Below are 17,503 nucleotides of genomic sequence, written 5' to 3' on the forward strand. Positions count from 1 at the left end.
TTTGTCCTTGTGCAAAGCGAACATGAATATCCACAAATATCTCCTTGGTTAACATAAATTATCCGTACAAAAATGTGCGAATAATACCAAGTGGATCAGTTTTAGATGATCGTTAGTGGATCAGTTTTGCATGATCGGTGACAATATAGCTATCTAGCAACGCAACAAACCAACACCTTAGACCAATTTAATTTGTTGAAAAGCAAGTTCACTAATGAAGCCTTGTATAACTGGCTACGCGGACGCTTATCTGCTATCTATTTCCAATTCTATGATTTGGTTATTGCTCGCTGTTTACGCGCACAAAGTTCATTCCAGTGGGAAACGCAAAAATCTAGCCAATTTATTAAACCCGGTGCCTGGCAAAGTACCTATGCCGGCTTATTGTGTGGTGAAGCTTTGATGCTCAATTTAGTTACCATGGAAGAAGCTTATCTGCAATGGGAAGCCCGAGCACTCGATGTTGACCGTACCATTTCTTTGGCTGAATTCTATCAGGATATGCCCGATGGATTTGATTTACGGGAAACTATTCGTAAACTGATTAATGGCGAAAGTAGTGGGCCAGTTGGTAATGAGGACAATAAGGTCAGTCTGGATCAAAATACCTTATCCGCCGCCATCAAAATTGCCGATTTAAAAATTCAGGATGACTACCCCAGTGATCTTAACCTCGGTAACGTCCGACGTATCAAGCAAATTAGTGTGTCATTACCTGCGCTACTTGGCCCTTATCAGGATATACAAGCCGTGCTGGAATACACAGGTACGCTACAACTCAGTAATGGCTGCAAAGCCATCGCTATTTCTCGCGGTGTTAATGATAGTGGCCAATTCCAACTGGATTTTAACGACAGTAAATACCTGCCTTTTGAGGGGATCCCAATCGAAGATCAAGGAGGATTAATTTTACAATTCCCGAATGCGACCGAAAAACAGAAAGCGTTATTAAATAGTCTGACCGATATCATCTTACATATTCGTTACACCATTCGTGATAATGGTTAATCACTATTTTCTATCGTTTAATTAATTTCGTTAGGGCCTTATGGGAGTTTAAAATGCCAGATAATCCAAATAATCAAGATAAATTATCTATCACGCCCCTTTCGTTACCGAAAGGTGGCGGAAGTTTACAAGGCATGGGAGAAACCGTTGGCACACCAGGGCCTGATGGTATGGTGCATATTACGCTACCTTTACCTATTTCCAGCGGCCGCGGTTATGCACCTTCATTGAACTTAAATTATAACAGTGGCTCTGGTAACAGTGCCTTTGCTATCGGCTGGAATATTGACTTACCTAGCATTCGGCGCCAAACCAGTCACGGCCGGCCGCTTTATCAGCTAGACGATACCTTTATTGGCATAGATAATGAAGTGCTGGTTGTAGCGGTTGATCAAGCAGGCCAACCTATTCGTTATCAAAAAGATAGCTGGCAAAATATAAAACTAACCGAAAACTATCAAATTACCCAATATCAATCACGTATTGGAACTGGCGCCGAACGCGTCGAATACTGGCAACCCGTAGCGGCGCAATCCAGTCAAATGCCTTTCTGGTTGATTTACTCACCGGATGGGCAGATCCACTGTTTAGGTAAATCGGCCAATGCCAGAATTTTTGACCCTAACGAAGAGCAACACATTGCCGTATGGTTACTAGAAGAATCAGTTTCACCTAACGGAGAGCACATTTTATATCAACATCAAGCGGAAAATGACCAAGGAACTTCTGAGCAGGAACGGCTACAACATCCATCAGCTACAGCACAACGATATTTAACGACGGTAAGTTACGGTAACCTGAGCGCCTATGCGCCACTGTATAGTTTAACCGACACCATACCGCCTCCAACCGATTGGTTATTTTACCTAATATTGGATTATGGCGAGCGGAGTAATCAGACTGATCAAGCGCCTGAATTTCTACCACAACAAGCTTGGTCTATGCGACAAGATCCTTTTTCACGTTTTGAGTATGGCTTTGAAATTCGCACTCGCCGTCTATGCCAACAAGTATTAATGTTTCATGACCTGCAACGACTGCAAGATTTACCTCACGAAAACAGACCACCTGCACTGGTTCGTCGTTTACAGTTACACTATGATCAACAAGCCATCGTTAGCCAGCTAATCCGTTGCCGGCAACTGGCCCACGATGGAAATAATTCGCTATTGTTACCACCGATTGAATTTGATTATCAACTATTTGGTCCACCGCCCGCTCAAGATTGGCAACCTTTAATCGAATTTAATAGCATGAAAGATCAACAACAGTACTATCTGGTTGATCTGTATGGTGAAGGCATTGCCGGCATTCTATATCAAGATAATTATGCCTGGTACTATCGTGACCAGATACGTGGCCAATCACAAACCGATGAAATTACTTATTCGCCACCACAACAGTTACCTAATATACCTACCCTACTCAATGGTGGCACTTTAATGGATATTAATGGTGATGGACGGCTGGAATGGTTTGTAAACCAAATCAATATTAGTGGTTATTATGCCCAACATCCAGATAGAAGCTGGAGTGACTTTATTCCACTGCTAGCTATTCCTACCGAATTACAAAATAATCAAGCCCAATTTGCCGATATTACCGGTGCCGGATTAGCGGACATTACACTCATAGGCCCGAAAAGCGTGCGTTTTTATGCTAATCAACGACAAAGTTTTGCCACGGCAGTCAATTGCCCACAAGCTCCATCAGTAGCATTACCGATTATTGGCAGAGATGAGCGCCAATTAGTCGCCTTTAGTGATCTATTAGGTTCCGGCCAGCAACATTTGGTCAGTATTCGCCATAACGAAGTGACTTGCTGGCCTAACCTTGGCCAAGGTTTATTTGGTGCCCCGATTCAGCTTAGCGGTTTTCAACAACCGCAAGAAAGCTTTGATCCAAAACAACTCTATTTAGCCGATCTAGACGGCTCAGGTACAACCGATATTATTTATCTAATGTCCGATCACCTGTTGATTTACATGAATCAGTCAGGCAATAGCTTCGCCGCACCATTCACCATACCGCTACCTAACAGTGTGGCCTATGATGATACTTGTCAGTTGTGGATTGCGGATATTCAAGGCTTAGGCGTCGCCAGTTTGATCTTGAGCATACCGCATATGCAACAACAACACTGGCGTTATGATCTAGCCAGTCAAAAACCTTACCTGCTTAATCGGCAAAATAATAATTGTGGTACCGATAGCCGTTTTTACTATCGCAGTTCTGTCCAATTTTGGTTGGATGAAAAACAACAAGCAATCCAACAAAATAAAAGCTATGCCAGTCACCTGCCGTTCCCCATCCAACTGCTCAATAAAATTAACCAGCTTGATGAAATTACCATGAGTTGTTTTAGCCAAAGTGTTAATTATTTTCATGGTATGTATGATGGTATCGAGCGCGAATTTCGTGGATTTGGCCGCGTCGATATTGTCGATTCAACCGAAGATGCAACTGGCAATACCGATCAACGTAGTATGCCATCACTTTTACGCCAATGGTTTCATATCGGTAATACCAATGACGAAGTGTCTTTCAGTAGCGAATACTGGCAAGGGGATAAACAGGCGTTTCCAGTCGGTAATACCCGCCTCACCCAATATCAACAAGGTCAGGATATTCCAATCAGCTCGCCTGATGAAGAGCAAAAATTCTGGGCTTATCGATCATTAAAAGGCAGTCCATTACGCAGTGAACTTTATGGTTTAGATCATGCCGCTGACGCCGAAAATCCTTACAGCGTTACCTATTACCGTTATCAAGTTAGGCAAATTCCGGCTGTCACAACCGCCAAAACTGGCTTAGCCATGGCACCAATGTCTTTGGAACAATGGGATTACAATTATGAACGTATTGCTGAAGATCCACTCTTTAGCCAAAACGTTAATCTAGCTTTTGATGAAAACGGCAGCTTAATCCATAATGTTGCCATCAATTATCCTCGTCGACCAGGCAGTATAATACCCCCTTCGCTCTGGTTACCAGAGGGTGCCTTTGAGCAGAGTTATGATCCACAACAACAACTATTACGCATAAGCGAAAATCAAATCCGCTATCACAATTTAAAAACCCAAGAACAATGGCGGTTAAATATTGCTGATGAGCAACGGACAGATATGATTACCTTGCCAGCCAGCGATGTGCCAACTGAAGGATTTTCGCTAGAATCCCTATTAAATCCCGATGGCATATTGAGTGAAAATACACCACGAGAGTACGCCGGACAAAGTAAAATTTACTACCTCGCGGGTGGAGAAAATACACCAATATCGGTCCCCACCCTGCAAGCGTTAGTCGCCTTTACTGAACAAGCCGAGTTTGATCAACTGAGTTTGGCCGCATTTGAGCCGGTACTATCTGAGGCGCAAATTGAAGAATATTTAACCAATGCTGGATATGTCAAAACCGAATACCTGTTCCCACGTCCGGGGGAAGAAAATAAAAATATTTGGGTAACCCGACTTAACTATAGTGAATATTATGGTGCAGAAGGATTTTATTGCCCTTATCTTCAACGACACTCATTATTAACCGGCGCAACCGACTATCAATGGCATACCTATTACTGTGGCATAGTAAGTACAACTGATGCTGCCGGCTACTTTACCCATGCCGATTATGATTACCGTTTTCTGACACCTTATCAGATTATAGATATTAACGATAATATCAGTTATGCCAATTTTGATGCCTTCGGTCGCGTCTCTTCTAGTCGAATTTGAGGTACTGAAGAAGGACAGCCGGCGGGATTTCCGCCACCGGATGTTGCCTTTTATTCCACCTGACTCCATTGATACCGCATTGACTATGCCATCACCCCAACCTGTCGCCCAATTCTATTTCTATGCACCAGAAGCATGGATGAAACCGGCAACAAAAGAGATTATCGCAATAGTGAAAAATTCATCCTATGACGATAAGCAGGTTATTGATGAAAAAGGTAATATCAATGTTATTGGTTACCAACGCTGGTTACGTCATAACAAAACGGCGTTAGATAACACACTGTTTGCAAATGATCCTGAAAGGCAACCTCCCTATATTTTATCTGTCACCACCGATCGTTATTATCCTGACGATCAACAACAGCAACGACAACAAATTAACTTTATCGATGGCGCTGGCCGATCCCTACAAACAGCACTACGGGTACCCGCGGGTGATGCTTATATCGTTACTAAAGCTGGCAATCTAGCCAAAAATAAACGTGGTGCAGCAAAACAGGCACCGACTACAACACGATGGGCAGTCACTGGCCGGGTAGAATATGATAATAAGGGGTTAGTTGTTCGCCAATATCAACCTTTTTTTAGTAATAGCTGGCATTATATTATTGATGATAGCGGCCGTGATGACTACTATGCTGACACTCACTATTACGATCCGTTAGGGCGGGAAATACGAACGGTTACCGCTAAAGGCTATGAGCGACGCCAACAATATTATCCCTGGTTTACTGTCAGCGAAGATGAAAATGATACTGCGGCAGATTTAACCAATTAATCATTTACTCAAACCAATAGCATGTTATCTAAAATAAAAAAGATAATATGCTATTACTTAGCAGATAATAAGCGATTTTCATGGATGAAATGGCATTTTAGCACCAGTGTGCACGGAACCTCCTATCAGACTGTTCACTATTACTGGGATTCTAGCAACAAAATTTAAGGTCAAAATAGCTAAAAACGGATTTTCATTTTGCTAACCATAAACACCATTTTCACAACTTTGACAGACTCTAGCGGTAATTTTTATTCTGCATCAAATGTAATACACGACCAAAACTAACCGAACGGCTACCAATTTTTTGCATTCCATCTTCTGGAAGATAACTAAATTTTACGTAGAGTATATCACCAGCGGATTTTTCTGTACTTTTAAGCGAATTTGTAATGCTATAAAGTTCTTTAAGATCCGCAGGAATACCCGCTGCATCGGTAATCACTGTCCCGACTGGTACAAATTTAAGCAACTGAGCAAGGGTTTGAACTAAAAAATCCTGTAACGGGAAAAGTCCACTAAAACGTTTGCGCGGTATGTACCTTGTGATACCCATGTATATTTCAGGGATTTCCTGTAGATGGTTTTCGATGCCACAGGTTTCATTTTTTTTGAGATATTCAAAAATCTCCACCGGTGAGCCAATGAGTACCAGCGGCTTAACACCTGCTCCTTTTTCTGAAAAAAGAAATTCGTTATTACTACTTTTAACCGCCTTTTGCAAAGTTCCTCGGTCTTGAATGACAGAAAAAAATTTGCCTTCTTTGACAATCGGTGCTGGTTCGCGCCACATATTTATTTCACTGGCTTGCGCAGTAGCGGTAATCACTGTAGCAGCCAACATCATTATAGCCGTTGTTTTATCTTTCATAGGACAACATCCTTGTTGTTTACCATACTATCAGTATGACAATACTATCATCAATATGAACAAAATATAAACAGCTCGTAACTAAAATATAATCCGAATATAACTGAAAAAAGAATGCAAAAATTTGACGCCTAGGATCAGAATACGTGTCTGAGTGGCATATCCGATACAGCCACTATAGCGTCAAGTTTTATTGGTATGTAGAAAGGACAGCATAAAATTTCTTGCCATATAATCTTATAATATCACTAATAAAAATTGATAAATTATGGCTGAGTAACGCTTAACGCTAGGGTGCTATACCATGATTTATAAGTGCTAGCTGATGGCTAATCAACCTTCTGGCACAACTTAGTCTTTTGCAACTCATTATTATTGCGAGCTAACCAAAGTGAAACGGCTTTTAGCGAATCGGGCGTAAATTCATGATTACGGGTATTAATCTCTTCTGGCGTCAACCAAAAAACCGATTCCACTTCGGCTTCCTGTAAAGCAAAAGGGCCATGACTAACACAGCTAAACAAGCCGCCCCATACCCGACACTTAGGGGTTTCATAATAAAAAAGTCCATGCTCAGCAAAAGGTACGTCGGCAATTCCCAACTCTTCTTCTGCTTCTCGCCTTGCAGCAGCTAACATACCTTCACCACGGGTTACCACTCCACCCGCAGTTGCGTCTAGTAAGCCAGGATAAATATCTTTCGTCTTGGTACGACGTTGAACCAAAATTTTGCCCATACCATCATGCACAATAATATAGGCCGCTCGATGACGCAAATTCTCTGCTCTCATCTGCTGACGTGTCGCCTGGGCAATGACTTTATTTTTGTCGTCAACAATATCAATCCATTCTGCATCAACTACTTCGCTTATTACTTGTCCCATCTTAAAACCTTTCTCACTATTAAGTGGTCATCAATCTATTTACTTGAGTCTAAACTCAGCAACATTTTGATGCAAACCAAGTCTCAAACTTAAATAGCCATCTGCGCATTTTTCGCACCACATTTTTAACTACCGCTTAAATAATCATAGTCTGTTATTAGCAGATACAAAAGCGTTTACGCTAATGGTCGTTGATAAATGAAATAAACAACCCACTTAGGCATATAATCACAACGATTAATTTTTATAACCTCTAATAAAATGATAATAAGCGCTAATTTAGTAAAATATAAAAACCAGATAGACTCATTTTAGCCGCTAAATAAAAAGCTAGAAAATAACTGGAATATATTAACCATTTCAATATTAATTATTTTTATCTATACTCTGATTTTTTATAAATAACAACCAACAACAATAGTAATGAATAAAAATATGACTATTATTAAATCGGTATTACCCATTTAATTTCATTTTACACATTAACTATCTATAAAATAACATATTTTTTCATAGTGAATTTATTGATGAATATAATTCTCTTTTCATGAAAATTAAAATAAATAAACTTAACTAATATGATTTTTAGCATGGTTTTAATAATCTCATCAGCCATATGAATAAAAAATCATTATATAACTCATTATTTAATTTGTTTTTGTTTTAATTAAATAATAAACTAACTAAAAATCAATATTAGCAATGCCAATAATATCAATTAACCTAATTTGGCGAAGTTTTATTAACCAATAAATTAGCTACCATCTTTCTAGCCAGTTTATTGATTATAATCACCGTCTAATTATCTGCTGTTTCTTTAAATATCAATGCTATAGTTACTTATAGCGTAAATGAAAACCACGGAGTGATAATGCGGATTTTTATTACTGGCAGTACAGGTTTAATTGGCTCACGGCTGGTGCAACAGCTTGTGATACATTCACACACTATCACCGTCTTGAGCCGATCATGTCAAAAAGTTTACACCCTATTTGGTCGTCATGTTGATTGTCTGACAAACTTAAACGAGATTGATAATCTCGATGGCTTTGATGCCATTATTAACCTTGCCGGTGAACCAATTGCAAATAAACCTTGGACTAAAGAACAAAAAATAATTCTATGTGAAAGCCGCTGGAAAATGACCGAACGCTTAAGCCAACTGATTAAGGCTAGCAAAAAACCAGCAAAAACTTTTATATCTGGCTCAGCAGTTGGCTATTATGGTGATCAGGGACAAACCGTTGTCACTGAATCAGATATGCCCCATGCCGAATTCACTAACCAATTATGCAAAAAATGGGAATCCTTGGCATTACAAGCCGAAAGTGACAAAACTCGCGTTTGTTTGCTACGAACCGGAGTCGTGCTGGCAAAAGAAGGCGGGGTGCTAAGGAAATTGTTACCGATATTTAAAGCCGGATTAGGCGGGCCAATAGGCAAAGGAAAACAGTATATTCCCTAGATTCATATTGATGATGTGGTCAATGCTATTATTTATCTACTGGAGACGCCTGCATTATCTGGCACGTTTAATATTACTTCTCCTTATCCCGTTCATAATGACCAGTTTAGTGCCATCCTGGCTGAGGTTCTTAATCGCCCAGCACTGATTAGAACGCCAGAATTTGTTATTAAATCGATTATGGGAGAATCCGCCGCATTAATGTTAAGTGGACAGCAAGCTATACCAAAGCGGCTTGAAGAAGCTGGATTTAAATTTCACTATGTTGACTTAAAAAAAGCGTTAGAATCATTACTGCTAACTTCATCAGAAGAAACAATTACTTAGCATTCTGCCAACGAGTAAACAACGTTTGGGGTAATGTGATACCATATTGATCTAATACGCGATTGACAGTTTGATCGACAATATCCTGTATTGTTTCTGGCTGATGATAAAAAGCTGGCATCGGTGGAAAAATTATCGCACCAATCTCTATAACATTCATCATTAATCTCAAATGGCCTAAGTGTAAAGGTGTTTCTCTGACACCTAATATTAATTTACGCTTCTCTTTCAAAATCACATCAGCCGCACGCGCAATTAACGTATCGTTGTAACTATTAGCAATGCCAGATAAGGTTTTTATTGAACACGGCATAATAATCATACCGGAGGTAATAAATGAGCCAGAAGAAATGGCTGCAGCAATATCCCTATTATCATAAACAACATCAGCCATTGCTTGAACATCACGTAGACTATAAGTGGTTTCGATTGCTAATGTCTGCTTGGCGGCCGAGCTAACAATTAAATGGGTTTCAATATCAGCAACAGAACGTAAAACCTCGAGTAAGCGAATACCGTAAATCGCACCACTGGCACCTGTTAGTCCGATAATTATTCTCTGCATCATTTTTGCTCAATAATAACGATAAAATAGACTTCAGGATTGTAAACTTAACGATATCCGATGAAGTCTAACTTAATTCAAAATATAACAACAAATTAGCCTTCGTTGTAAATTTCTAAATTTTCAATTTCATTATGTTCTTTTAACTGATCATCCTTACGGAGATTTTCCAGATAATCCAGATAAGCTTGATCAATATCTTTAGTAACATAAATACCATTAAAGACCGAACTTTCAAAAGCAGTAATATCTGGATTTTCCTCTCTAACAGCAGCAATTAAATCAGAAAGATCCTGGAAAATTAAATCATCCGCACCAATAAGTTGACAAATTTCATCGACTTCACGGCCATGAGCAATCAACTCATTAGCTGACAGCATATCAATACCATAAACATTGGGAAAACGAACTTCTGGTGATGCCGAAGCAAAATAGACCTTTTTTGCGCCTGCTTCACGTGCTAACTCAACAATCTGCTCAGAAGTTGTTCCGCGCACAATAGAATCATCGACTAATAAAACATTTTTATCGCGGAATTCGGCCCGATTAACATTGAGCTTACGACGTACCGACTTACGTCTTTCTTGCTGTCCCGGCATGATAAAAGTGCGCCCTACATAACGGTTTTTAACAAAGCCTTGGCGATAAGGTTTACCCAAAATATAAGCAATTTCTAGTGCACTATCACAAGAAGTTTCAGGGATCGGGATCACAACATCAATATCCAAATCCTGCCACTGGCGGGCAATTTTGGCGCCCAACTTTTGCCCCATCCGCAAACGAGCTTTATTAACCGATATTTTATCAATAAAAGAATCGGGTCTAGCTAAATAAACAAACTCAAACAGACAAGGGGTTAGCTGTGGATTTTCTGCACATTGACGGGAAAAAAGTTGCCCCTGTTCAGTAATATAAATTGCTTCCCCTGGTGCCACATCACGCAAAAATTCAAAACCAAGGGTATCTAAAGCGACACTTTCCGAAGCAACCATATACTCATTTTGGCCATCCTCCAATGTGCGCTTGCCAAGCACTAAAGGGCGAATACCAAACGGGTCACGAAACGCCACTAAACCATGCCCAATAATCATTGCGACACAAGCATAAGCACCACGAACTTTGTTATGCATTGCCGCAATTGCGCTAAAAATATCTTCCGCACTCAGCGGAAAATGAGCAAATTGATCGAGTTCGTGAGCCAAGACATTGAGCAAAATTTCTGAATCAGAAGAAGTATTTACATGACGACGAGCCGTTTCAAATAGCGTTTTTCTTAATTCATGCGCATTAGTCAAATTACCATTATGGGTCAATGTAATGCCAAAAGGTGAATTAACATAAAAAGGTTGCGCTTCGGAAGCGCTACAACTACCTGCGGTTGGGTAACGCACATGGCCAATCCCCATTTTGCCCCGCAAGCGCAGCATATGGCGGGCGGCAAACACATCTTTTACTAAGCCATTCGACTTACGTAGACGAAATTGTTTATTTTCATCAATTGTCGCAATACCTGCAGCATCTTGCCCACGATGTTGAAGCACTGTTAGCGCATCATAAATTGATTGGTTAACTGGTGTGAAACCAGCAATACCGACAATACCGCACATCAACTTTTTCCTCATCAGCCAAGCGGAGTGATATTTTCCGGTAAAAAACTTGACGCATTTTTTAAATAATCAAAAAACCATCTAATAATATGACTAAATTGGGGTATCAATTCAGAACGTTGCCAATCTTCACTTTTTGGCAAGGGTGTAAAAGTATCCAGGAAAAACAAGATTGCCGACACAATTAATATACCGCGCAATACACCAAAACAGACGCCTAACACCCGATCAGTGCCTGATAATCCTGTTTTCTCAACTAACGAACTAATTACATAATTGACTACAGCACCTACAATTAACGTTGCAATAAATAAGATCGCAATGGCAATACCATCTTTGATCAGCGGGTCGTCGAAACGAGTCAAATAAGTTGCCAGATAAGGATAAAATTGGCTAGCAACAAAAAAAGCACAACCCCAGGTAATCAATGATAAAGCTTCTCGTACAAAACCACGAATTAAACTAACCAAGGCAGAAAAACCAATAATGGCAATAATAGCGTAATCAATCCAAACCATAATTTTAATCCAAGAAATTAAACATTCAGCATGGTCGAACGCATTTTAGCAGAAAACAAAAACGTTTGCGTTAGATATTTTGCTGAACAGCGGCAAAAATTTGCGGCGAAAAGATAAATCATGATCGCCGCGTAAGTAATTAATATAATCGATTAGTATCAATATGTTTTGTCTATTAGTACATACCCATTTTAAGGCTTATAACTGCGTATTTGACCTTGTAAGCCGGTTAAATCTTTCAATTCCGACAAACTGGACTGCAATTTTTCTTTCGACGCATTTGGGCCAATAAAAATTCGTGTCAATTGACCATTAACGGGTAATGATGGCTCAGTGTAGACCTGATAGCCAGATAAACGTAATCTAGCAATAATCTCTTCCACTTTTGCTGCATTTTTTAGTACGCCCAACTGAATGACATAAGCCCGTCCCTGTGGTGCTTTGCTTTTCTCATTCGACTTAGTACTTTGTTCTGGCTCTAACGCTGGTTTTTCAACTTTAGCTACCGGTTTTGACTTTGCTTGCTGTTGAGTGGACTGACTATCTGCTAATTTGGCTTTTGAATCAGAAATAGCTTCAGAAATCATTGCTTGTGCAGCGCTCTCTGAGGGTGTCACTAGTGGTTTTGGATTAATTGGCGCAATAGGTTCAATTTCATATTCATCGCTGCTTTTAGGCACCAAAGGGATCGCTGCAAATTCAGTTTCATTGTATTTCTTGTTCCCATCCAATAATACCGGTAATACAATAACCCCAATGGCAACAATAACAATCGTTCCCACTAAACGGTTTTGAAACTTACTGGCCACTTAAGCTTTCCTCTTTTATCTGCAGTTCCATCACTTCAGCGACAGTATGAAATGAGCCACAAACCACGACTATATCCTGTTCATTAGCTTCATTCATTGCTTGCAACCAGGCATCTTTAACCGTATCAAATTGGTAAGGTGAATCAACATATTGTGCTAATTGTGCAGCATCAGCGCCACGTATTTCACTTAATGAAGCGAGATACCATTTATCAACCTGGGGAGCCAGATAAGATAAAGTACTTTTTATATCTTTATCGGCTAACATACCGACAACTGCATAAACTTTAGTATTTTTCTGCCTAGGCAAGCAAGAGAGTCTATCGGCTAAATAAGCCGCTGCATGGGGGTTATGCGCAACATCTAAAATTACACATGGTTGCTGACAGATAATTTGAAAGCGTCCGGGTAATTTGGCCTTGATTAATCCCTGCTGAATCGCTTGCAAAGATATGGCCCGACTAATGGCATCACCCTCTTTGATTAAACAATCAATAATTGCCAATGCTGTTGCAGCATTAGCCAATGGGACATTTGGCAAAGGTAACTGCTTAAAATCATGCTCATGGGATTGCCAATGCCAATGATCATTTTGTGGTTCAAATTGCCAATCTACCCCACAACGAAATAACTTTGCGCCCAATGCTTGAGCTACCTCATTAATCGACTTTGGCATATCGGGTTCACCCACAACCGCATAGCGTCCTGAACGAAAAATACCGGCCTTTTGATAACCAATCTGTTCCCGATCATTACCAAGCCAATCAATGTGATCCAATGCAATGCTGGTGATCGCTGCAATATTCGCATCCACAATATTGGTGGCATCTAATCGTCCACCTAAACCGACTTCTAAAATAACTACATCAAGTTTAGCCTGTTTAAATAATTGCAAAGCTGCTAAGGTACCATATTCAAAGTAGGTCAAGGTTGTTGTGCCGCGTTTAGATTCAATAGCAGCAAAAACGCGGCAAAATTCCTCTTCAGGCAATGTTTTACCTTGGATCCTAACACGCTCAGTATAATCCAGCAGGTGTGGAGAGCTATAAACGCCGACTTTTAATCCGGCTTCAATTAAAATAGTTTCCAGTGTATGGCAGGTAGTTCCTTTACCATTTGTTCCTGCAACCGTAACCACTTTCGGTGCCGGTTGTAAAAGATCCAGTTGACGAGCAACAATACCAACCCGATCCAGCCCCATATCGATAATTTTATTATGCTGATTGGTTAAATAAGTTAACCAGCTAGCTAAAGAAGAGGTCGCCTCTGGTATCATCAAAGGATCAGATATATTGTCATTTTTGATCGGATTTGTTGTCAATTTCGGGTTTCTCACGATAGGGTGGCTCCAGATCATCGTCAACTAAGGTAATTACATCCATTTGGCTTGCGTCTTGAACGGTTTGATGAGTTAACATAGCCAGTATTTCAGCTAATTTATCCCGCATTTCAGGCCGTCTGACAATCATATCAATCGCGCCCTTTTCAATCAGGAATTCACTGCGTTGGAAACCTGCTGGCAATTTTTCACGTACGGTTTGCTCAATAACCCGTGGGCCGGCAAAGCCAATTAGCGCTTTCGGCTCAGCAACATTAATATCCCCTAACATGGCTAAGCTTGCTGATACTCCGCCCATGGTTGGATCGGTAAGTACTGAAATATAGGGAAGCCCTCGCTCCTGCATCTTCGCCAGTGCTGCACTGGTCTTTGCCATTTGCATCAACGACATTAATGCTTCTTGCATACGAGCACCACCACTGGCAGAAAAACAGACTAATGGACAATTATCTTCCAGTGCTTGCTCAACCGCACGTACAAAACGTGCACCAACAACCGAAGCCATTGAGCCACCCATAAAAGCAAATTCAAAAGCTGCCGCAATAACTGGCATACCTTTAAGAGTGCCTTTCATCACAATTAAAGCATCTTTTTCATGTGTCGCTTTTTGCGCCGCTGATATGCGATCTTTGTATTTCTTTGAATCACGAAATTTCAAAATATCTTTCGGTTCTAATTCACTACCTAATTCTGCCGTGGTTGCTTCATCAAGAAAAGAAGCCAGACGTTGGCGAGCCGAAATACGCATATGATGATCACATTTTGGACATACGGCTAAATTACTTTCTAATTCAGCACGATAGAGCACTTGACCGCAGCTATCACATTTTGTCCAAACCCCTTCAGGAATACTCGCTTTGCGAGTCTGGGTAATATTGCTTTTATTAAGAATCTTTTCAATCCAGCTCATTAATAGACCTTTCTGTCTGAAATTACATTATCAGTCTCATTATTATGTTAATCATTAAACCACAATGCCAAAGCATAGTGGATAAAAAACTGATCAAACCTGCTAATGACTATCTATTTTTTTGGTTTAACAACCTGTTTTTCTTTAATTGATGCTCGACGATAGCACCAAATCTCAATAATAGCCGGCAGAATAGAAATTAAAATAATTGCCACAATTAATAATTTTAAATTCTGCTGAACAATTGGCAAATCACCAAAAAAGTAACCCGCATAAGTAAATAATAGAACCCATAATAAAGCCCCTGCCACATTATAAAAAGCAAAATGCCGATAGGACATTTTTCCCATCCCTGCGACAAATGGAGCAAACGTTCTAATAATAGGTATAAATCTAGCTAAAATAATCGCTTTACCGCCATGTTTTTCATAAAATTGGTGCGTTTTTTCTAAATAAATCCGGCGAAAAATTTTTGAATTGGGATTACGAAATAGACGTTCGCCGAATAAGCGGCCAATAGTATAATTAACAGCATCACCAATAATCGCAGCAATAATTATTAATATTACCATTAAATGAACGTTTAAATCATTACTCTCCAGTGCCGTCAATGCACCAGCAACAAATAATAACGAGTCACCTGGTAAAAAAAGCGTAACAATGAGTCCAGTTTCACAAAATACTATCAAAAATAAAATGGCATATAGCCAAATGCCATACTTAGCCACTAACTCAGCTAAATGAAGATCGATGTGTATAATAAAATCAATAATAAAAGTAAAAAGTTCCATAAAAAATCCAATAGTTGGCAACTTTAACACTGCCTATATAAACGCAAAATTAAATTCATTATTCTGGCAAAAAAAGCGGTCCTACGGTCGTTTTAGGTAATTTATATTTTGACGGATAATCGACAGCAACTAAATAAAGCCCTTCTGCTTTTGCAGTTGCCGCCGCTTTGGTTCTATCTTTCAATGCTAAAAGCTCGGCAATCCAGTTAATATCCTGAACACCACACCCTATCGCCAGCAAACTACCAACAATATTGCGAACCATATGATGAACAAAGGCATTAGCTTTGATATCAACCACAATATAGTCACCATAACGGTTGACATGAACATGCTTTATATTACGCCAAGGCGATTTAGATTGACACTGAATAGCTCTAAATGAAGTAAAATCCTGCTCGCCAACCAATGCTTGCGCTGCAATATGCATTTTTTCAGCATCTAAAGGTGCATGATAGTGGGTAACGCCTGCGGCTAATATTGCTGGTCGGTATCGATGATTGAAAATAATATAACGATATCGACGCGCAGTGGCACTAAAACGAGCATGAAAATCCGGCTCAACGTCTTTACTCCAACGTACGGCGATGTCAGCGGGTAAATGGCTATTAACGCCCATCGTCCAGGCTGAATCTTTACGTATCACAGACGTTTCAAAATGGATCACTTGGCCTGTAGCATGGACACCTGCATCCGTGCGTCCAGCGCAACAGACTTGAATAGATTCATGCGCGACTTTAGTTAGCGCAGACTCCACACAAGCTTGAATACTTTTTACCTGTTGTTGACGCTGCCAACCATAATAATGGCTACCATCATACTCAATGCCTAACGCAATTTTAAACATTGGTAAAGGAGATTGCTTTTCCAACATTAATAATATTGCTCCTGCACTAATCGCTCCGCAGTTTCTAGTAACATTCGAGCACCACCAAATCGGGTATTATCGGCAACCGACCAAAACTGTAATATCTCAGGTGCGCCATAATCATTACGCATACAACCGATACTTAATTGATCACTACCGGAAGCATCGGTTACCTGAGTTGGAAAATCATCTTCGCCAACCAGCTGAATATCATCAAATTGAGCAATTTCTTGCCAGGCTTCTTGTACGGTTATTGGACGTAATGTTTCCACATGAACCACTTGTGCATTACCATAAAAAACCGGCGCTTGTAAGCAACTGACAACTATCGATAATCCATCATTCTGTAAAATTTTCCGCGCTTGATCAACTAAACAGCGCTCTTGCGGCACCGAACCTTCAACATCACTTAATAATGGTAATAGATTAAATGCTAACTGTTTAGCAAAATGCTCATTATCAACGGGTAAGCCATTTAATAATCGGGCACTTTGACCGGCCAATTCATCCACTGCACTTTTGCCATGCACAGAAACTGAACATAAATTAGTTAAGATTAAATGATGAATACCGGCAACATTAATTAGCGGTTTAACGGCAACTAACAATTGACTGACATAACTATCAGCAATGGCAACAATATTACGGTTACGATAATCAGTCAGCACATGGGGATTAACATTAGGTACAACTAATGGAATATCCGGTTCCAGCGCAAATAAACCACTACTATCAATGACAATGCAGCCCTCTTGTGCCGCTTGCTCTGCATAACGAGCAGACGCTTCTTTACCGGCAACAAAAAAAGCGATTTGTGCCTGTGCCCAATCAAATAACTGTGCATCTATGACAGAGTGCTGCTTGCCATTAAAACGAATACTTTCTCCGGCACTATTTTCACTGGCTAATAGAAATAACTCACCAACTGGAAACTGGCGCTCTTGTAATAAACTTAATACGGCTTCACCAACCGCACCTGTTGCGCCTAATAATGCAATACTCCAACCTTCTGTCATGTTGGTTTTCTCC

General features: G+C 40.1%; 14 protein-coding genes and 2 pseudogenes. 5 read left to right on the forward strand and 11 right to left on the reverse strand.

The window, feature by feature from the left end; genetic code table 11:
- Nucleotides 1-174: 174 nt before the first annotated feature.
- The 4 genes and pseudogenes from G468_RS25085 to G468_RS24680 form a co-directional block, all read left to right on the forward strand.
- Nucleotides 175-480: pseudogene (locus G468_RS25085) on the forward strand (Tc toxin subunit A-related protein); the annotation flags it as partial.
- Nucleotides 481-501: 21 nt separating this feature from the next.
- Nucleotides 502-1,008: a Tc toxin subunit A-related protein gene (locus G468_RS25090; protein ID WP_276324666.1), complete on the forward strand. Its 507-nt coding sequence runs from the start codon at nt 502-504 to the stop codon at nt 1,006-1,008.
- A gap of 53 nt (nt 1,009-1,061) precedes the next feature.
- Nucleotides 1,062-4,739 carry a SpvB/TcaC N-terminal domain-containing protein gene (locus G468_RS20140; RefSeq protein ID WP_051296996.1) on the forward strand — a complete coding sequence of 1,226 codons (3,678 nt, stop codon included), beginning with the start codon at nt 1,062-1,064 and terminating at the stop codon, nt 4,737-4,739.
- The gene (locus G468_RS24680; protein WP_246067211.1) at nt 4,705-5,520 is read left to right on the forward strand and encodes an insecticidal toxin complex protein; all 816 of its coding nucleotides are present in this window, start codon (nt 4,705-4,707) and stop codon (nt 5,518-5,520) included. Before G468_RS20140 ends, G468_RS24680 begins: the two co-directional genes overlap by 35 nt.
- A 238-nt stretch (nt 5,521-5,758) precedes the next feature.
- On the opposite strand, the gene G468_RS0108075 is transcribed toward G468_RS24680, so the two are convergent.
- Together G468_RS0108075 and yfcD are read right to left on the reverse strand one after the other, a co-directional pair.
- Entirely contained in the window at nt 5,759-6,391 is a 633-nt protein-coding gene (locus G468_RS0108075) for a hypothetical protein (protein WP_026822699.1), read from the reverse strand.
- A gap of 329 nt (nt 6,392-6,720) precedes the next feature.
- On the reverse strand, nt 6,721-7,275 hold the full coding sequence (gene yfcD, locus G468_RS0108080; RefSeq protein WP_026822700.1) for an NUDIX hydrolase YfcD: 555 nt from the start codon (nt 7,273-7,275) through the stop codon (nt 6,721-6,723).
- An 871-nt stretch (nt 7,276-8,146) separates the two neighbouring features.
- On the opposite strand from yfcD, the pseudogene G468_RS20145 reads away from it, so the two are divergent.
- A pseudogene (locus G468_RS20145) lies at nt 8,147-9,067 on the forward strand (TIGR01777 family oxidoreductase).
- On the opposite strand, the gene G468_RS0108095 reads toward G468_RS20145, so the two are convergent.
- The 9 genes from G468_RS0108095 to G468_RS0108135 form a co-directional block, all read right to left on the reverse strand.
- On the reverse strand, nt 9,060-9,632 hold the full coding sequence (locus G468_RS0108095) for a UbiX family flavin prenyltransferase (RefSeq protein ID WP_026822701.1): 573 nt from the start codon (nt 9,630-9,632) through the stop codon (nt 9,060-9,062). The pseudogene G468_RS20145 and the gene G468_RS0108095 overlap by 8 nt on opposite strands.
- A gap of 95 nt (nt 9,633-9,727) precedes the next feature.
- Nucleotides 9,728-11,239 carry an amidophosphoribosyltransferase gene (gene purF / locus G468_RS0108100; RefSeq protein ID WP_026822702.1) on the reverse strand — a complete coding sequence of 504 codons (1,512 nt, stop codon included), beginning with the start codon at nt 11,237-11,239 and terminating at the stop codon, nt 9,728-9,730.
- A gap of 14 nt (nt 11,240-11,253) precedes the next feature.
- Nucleotides 11,254-11,757: a colicin V production protein gene (cvpA, locus tag G468_RS0108105; RefSeq protein WP_026822703.1), complete on the reverse strand. Its 504-nt coding sequence runs from the start codon at nt 11,755-11,757 to the stop codon at nt 11,254-11,256.
- Between the two features lie 191 nt (nt 11,758-11,948).
- A complete protein-coding gene (gene dedD / locus G468_RS0108110) occupies nt 11,949-12,566 on the reverse strand; it encodes a cell division protein DedD (protein ID WP_026822704.1) in 618 nt (205 codons plus the stop codon).
- Nucleotides 12,556-13,857, reverse strand: coding sequence for a bifunctional tetrahydrofolate synthase/dihydrofolate synthase (folC, locus tag G468_RS0108115; RefSeq protein ID WP_026822705.1), 1,302 nt, complete (start codon nt 13,855-13,857; stop codon nt 12,556-12,558). Before folC ends, dedD begins: the two co-directional genes overlap by 11 nt.
- Before the next feature lie 4 nt (nt 13,858-13,861).
- Nucleotides 13,862-14,815, reverse strand: coding sequence for an acetyl-CoA carboxylase, carboxyltransferase subunit beta (gene accD / locus G468_RS0108120; RefSeq protein WP_026822706.1), 954 nt, complete (start codon nt 14,813-14,815; stop codon nt 13,862-13,864).
- A gap of 113 nt (nt 14,816-14,928) precedes the next feature.
- Entirely contained in the window at nt 14,929-15,606 is a 678-nt protein-coding gene (locus tag G468_RS0108125) for a DedA family protein (RefSeq protein ID WP_026822707.1), read from the reverse strand.
- 58 nt (nt 15,607-15,664) lie between these two features.
- A complete protein-coding gene (gene truA / locus G468_RS0108130) occupies nt 15,665-16,480 on the reverse strand; it encodes a tRNA pseudouridine(38-40) synthase TruA (RefSeq protein WP_026822708.1) in 816 nt (271 codons plus the stop codon).
- The gene (locus tag G468_RS0108135) at nt 16,480-17,490 is read right to left on the reverse strand and encodes an aspartate-semialdehyde dehydrogenase (protein WP_026822709.1); all 1,011 of its coding nucleotides are present in this window, start codon (nt 17,488-17,490) and stop codon (nt 16,480-16,482) included. Before G468_RS0108135 ends, truA begins: the two co-directional genes overlap by 1 nt.
- Between the last annotated feature and the right edge of the window lie 13 nt (nt 17,491-17,503).

The sequence above is a fragment of the Arsenophonus nasoniae DSM 15247 genome, assembly GCF_000429565.1.
Classification (GTDB): Bacteria; Pseudomonadota; Gammaproteobacteria; order Enterobacterales; family Enterobacteriaceae; genus Arsenophonus; species Arsenophonus nasoniae.

Excerpts from the sequence above, each read along its gene's own strand:
- G468_RS25090 (WP_276324666.1), top strand. The coding sequence starts at position 502 with ATGCCCGATGGATTTGATTTACGGGAAACTATTCGTAAACTGATTAAT.
- G468_RS20140 (WP_051296996.1), top strand. The coding sequence starts at position 1,062 with ATGCCAGATAATCCAAATAATCAAGATAAATTATCTATCACGCCCCTT.
- G468_RS24680 (WP_246067211.1), top strand. The coding sequence starts at position 4,705 with ATGCCTTCGGTCGCGTCTCTTCTAGTCGAATTTGAGGTACTGAAGAAG.
- G468_RS0108075 (WP_026822699.1), bottom strand. The coding sequence starts at position 6,391 with ATGAAAGATAAAACAACGGCTATAATGATGTTGGCTGCTACAGTGATT.
- yfcD (WP_026822700.1), bottom strand. The coding sequence starts at position 7,275 with ATGGGACAAGTAATAAGCGAAGTAGTTGATGCAGAATGGATTGATATT.
- G468_RS0108095 (WP_026822701.1), bottom strand. The coding sequence starts at position 9,632 with ATGCAGAGAATAATTATCGGACTAACAGGTGCCAGTGGTGCGATTTAC.
- purF (WP_026822702.1), bottom strand. The coding sequence starts at position 11,239 with ATGTGCGGTATTGTCGGTATTGCTGGTTTCACACCAGTTAACCAATCA.
- cvpA (WP_026822703.1), bottom strand. The coding sequence starts at position 11,757 with ATGGTTTGGATTGATTACGCTATTATTGCCATTATTGGTTTTTCTGCC.
- accD (WP_026822706.1), bottom strand. The coding sequence starts at position 14,815 with ATGAGCTGGATTGAAAAGATTCTTAATAAAAGCAATATTACCCAGACT.
- G468_RS0108125 (WP_026822707.1), bottom strand. The coding sequence starts at position 15,606 with ATGGAACTTTTTACTTTTATTATTGATTTTATTATACACATCGATCTT.
- truA (WP_026822708.1), bottom strand. The coding sequence starts at position 16,480 with ATGTTGGAAAAGCAATCTCCTTTACCAATGTTTAAAATTGCGTTAGGC.
- G468_RS0108135 (WP_026822709.1), bottom strand. The coding sequence starts at position 17,490 with ATGACAGAAGGTTGGAGTATTGCATTATTAGGCGCAACAGGTGCGGTT.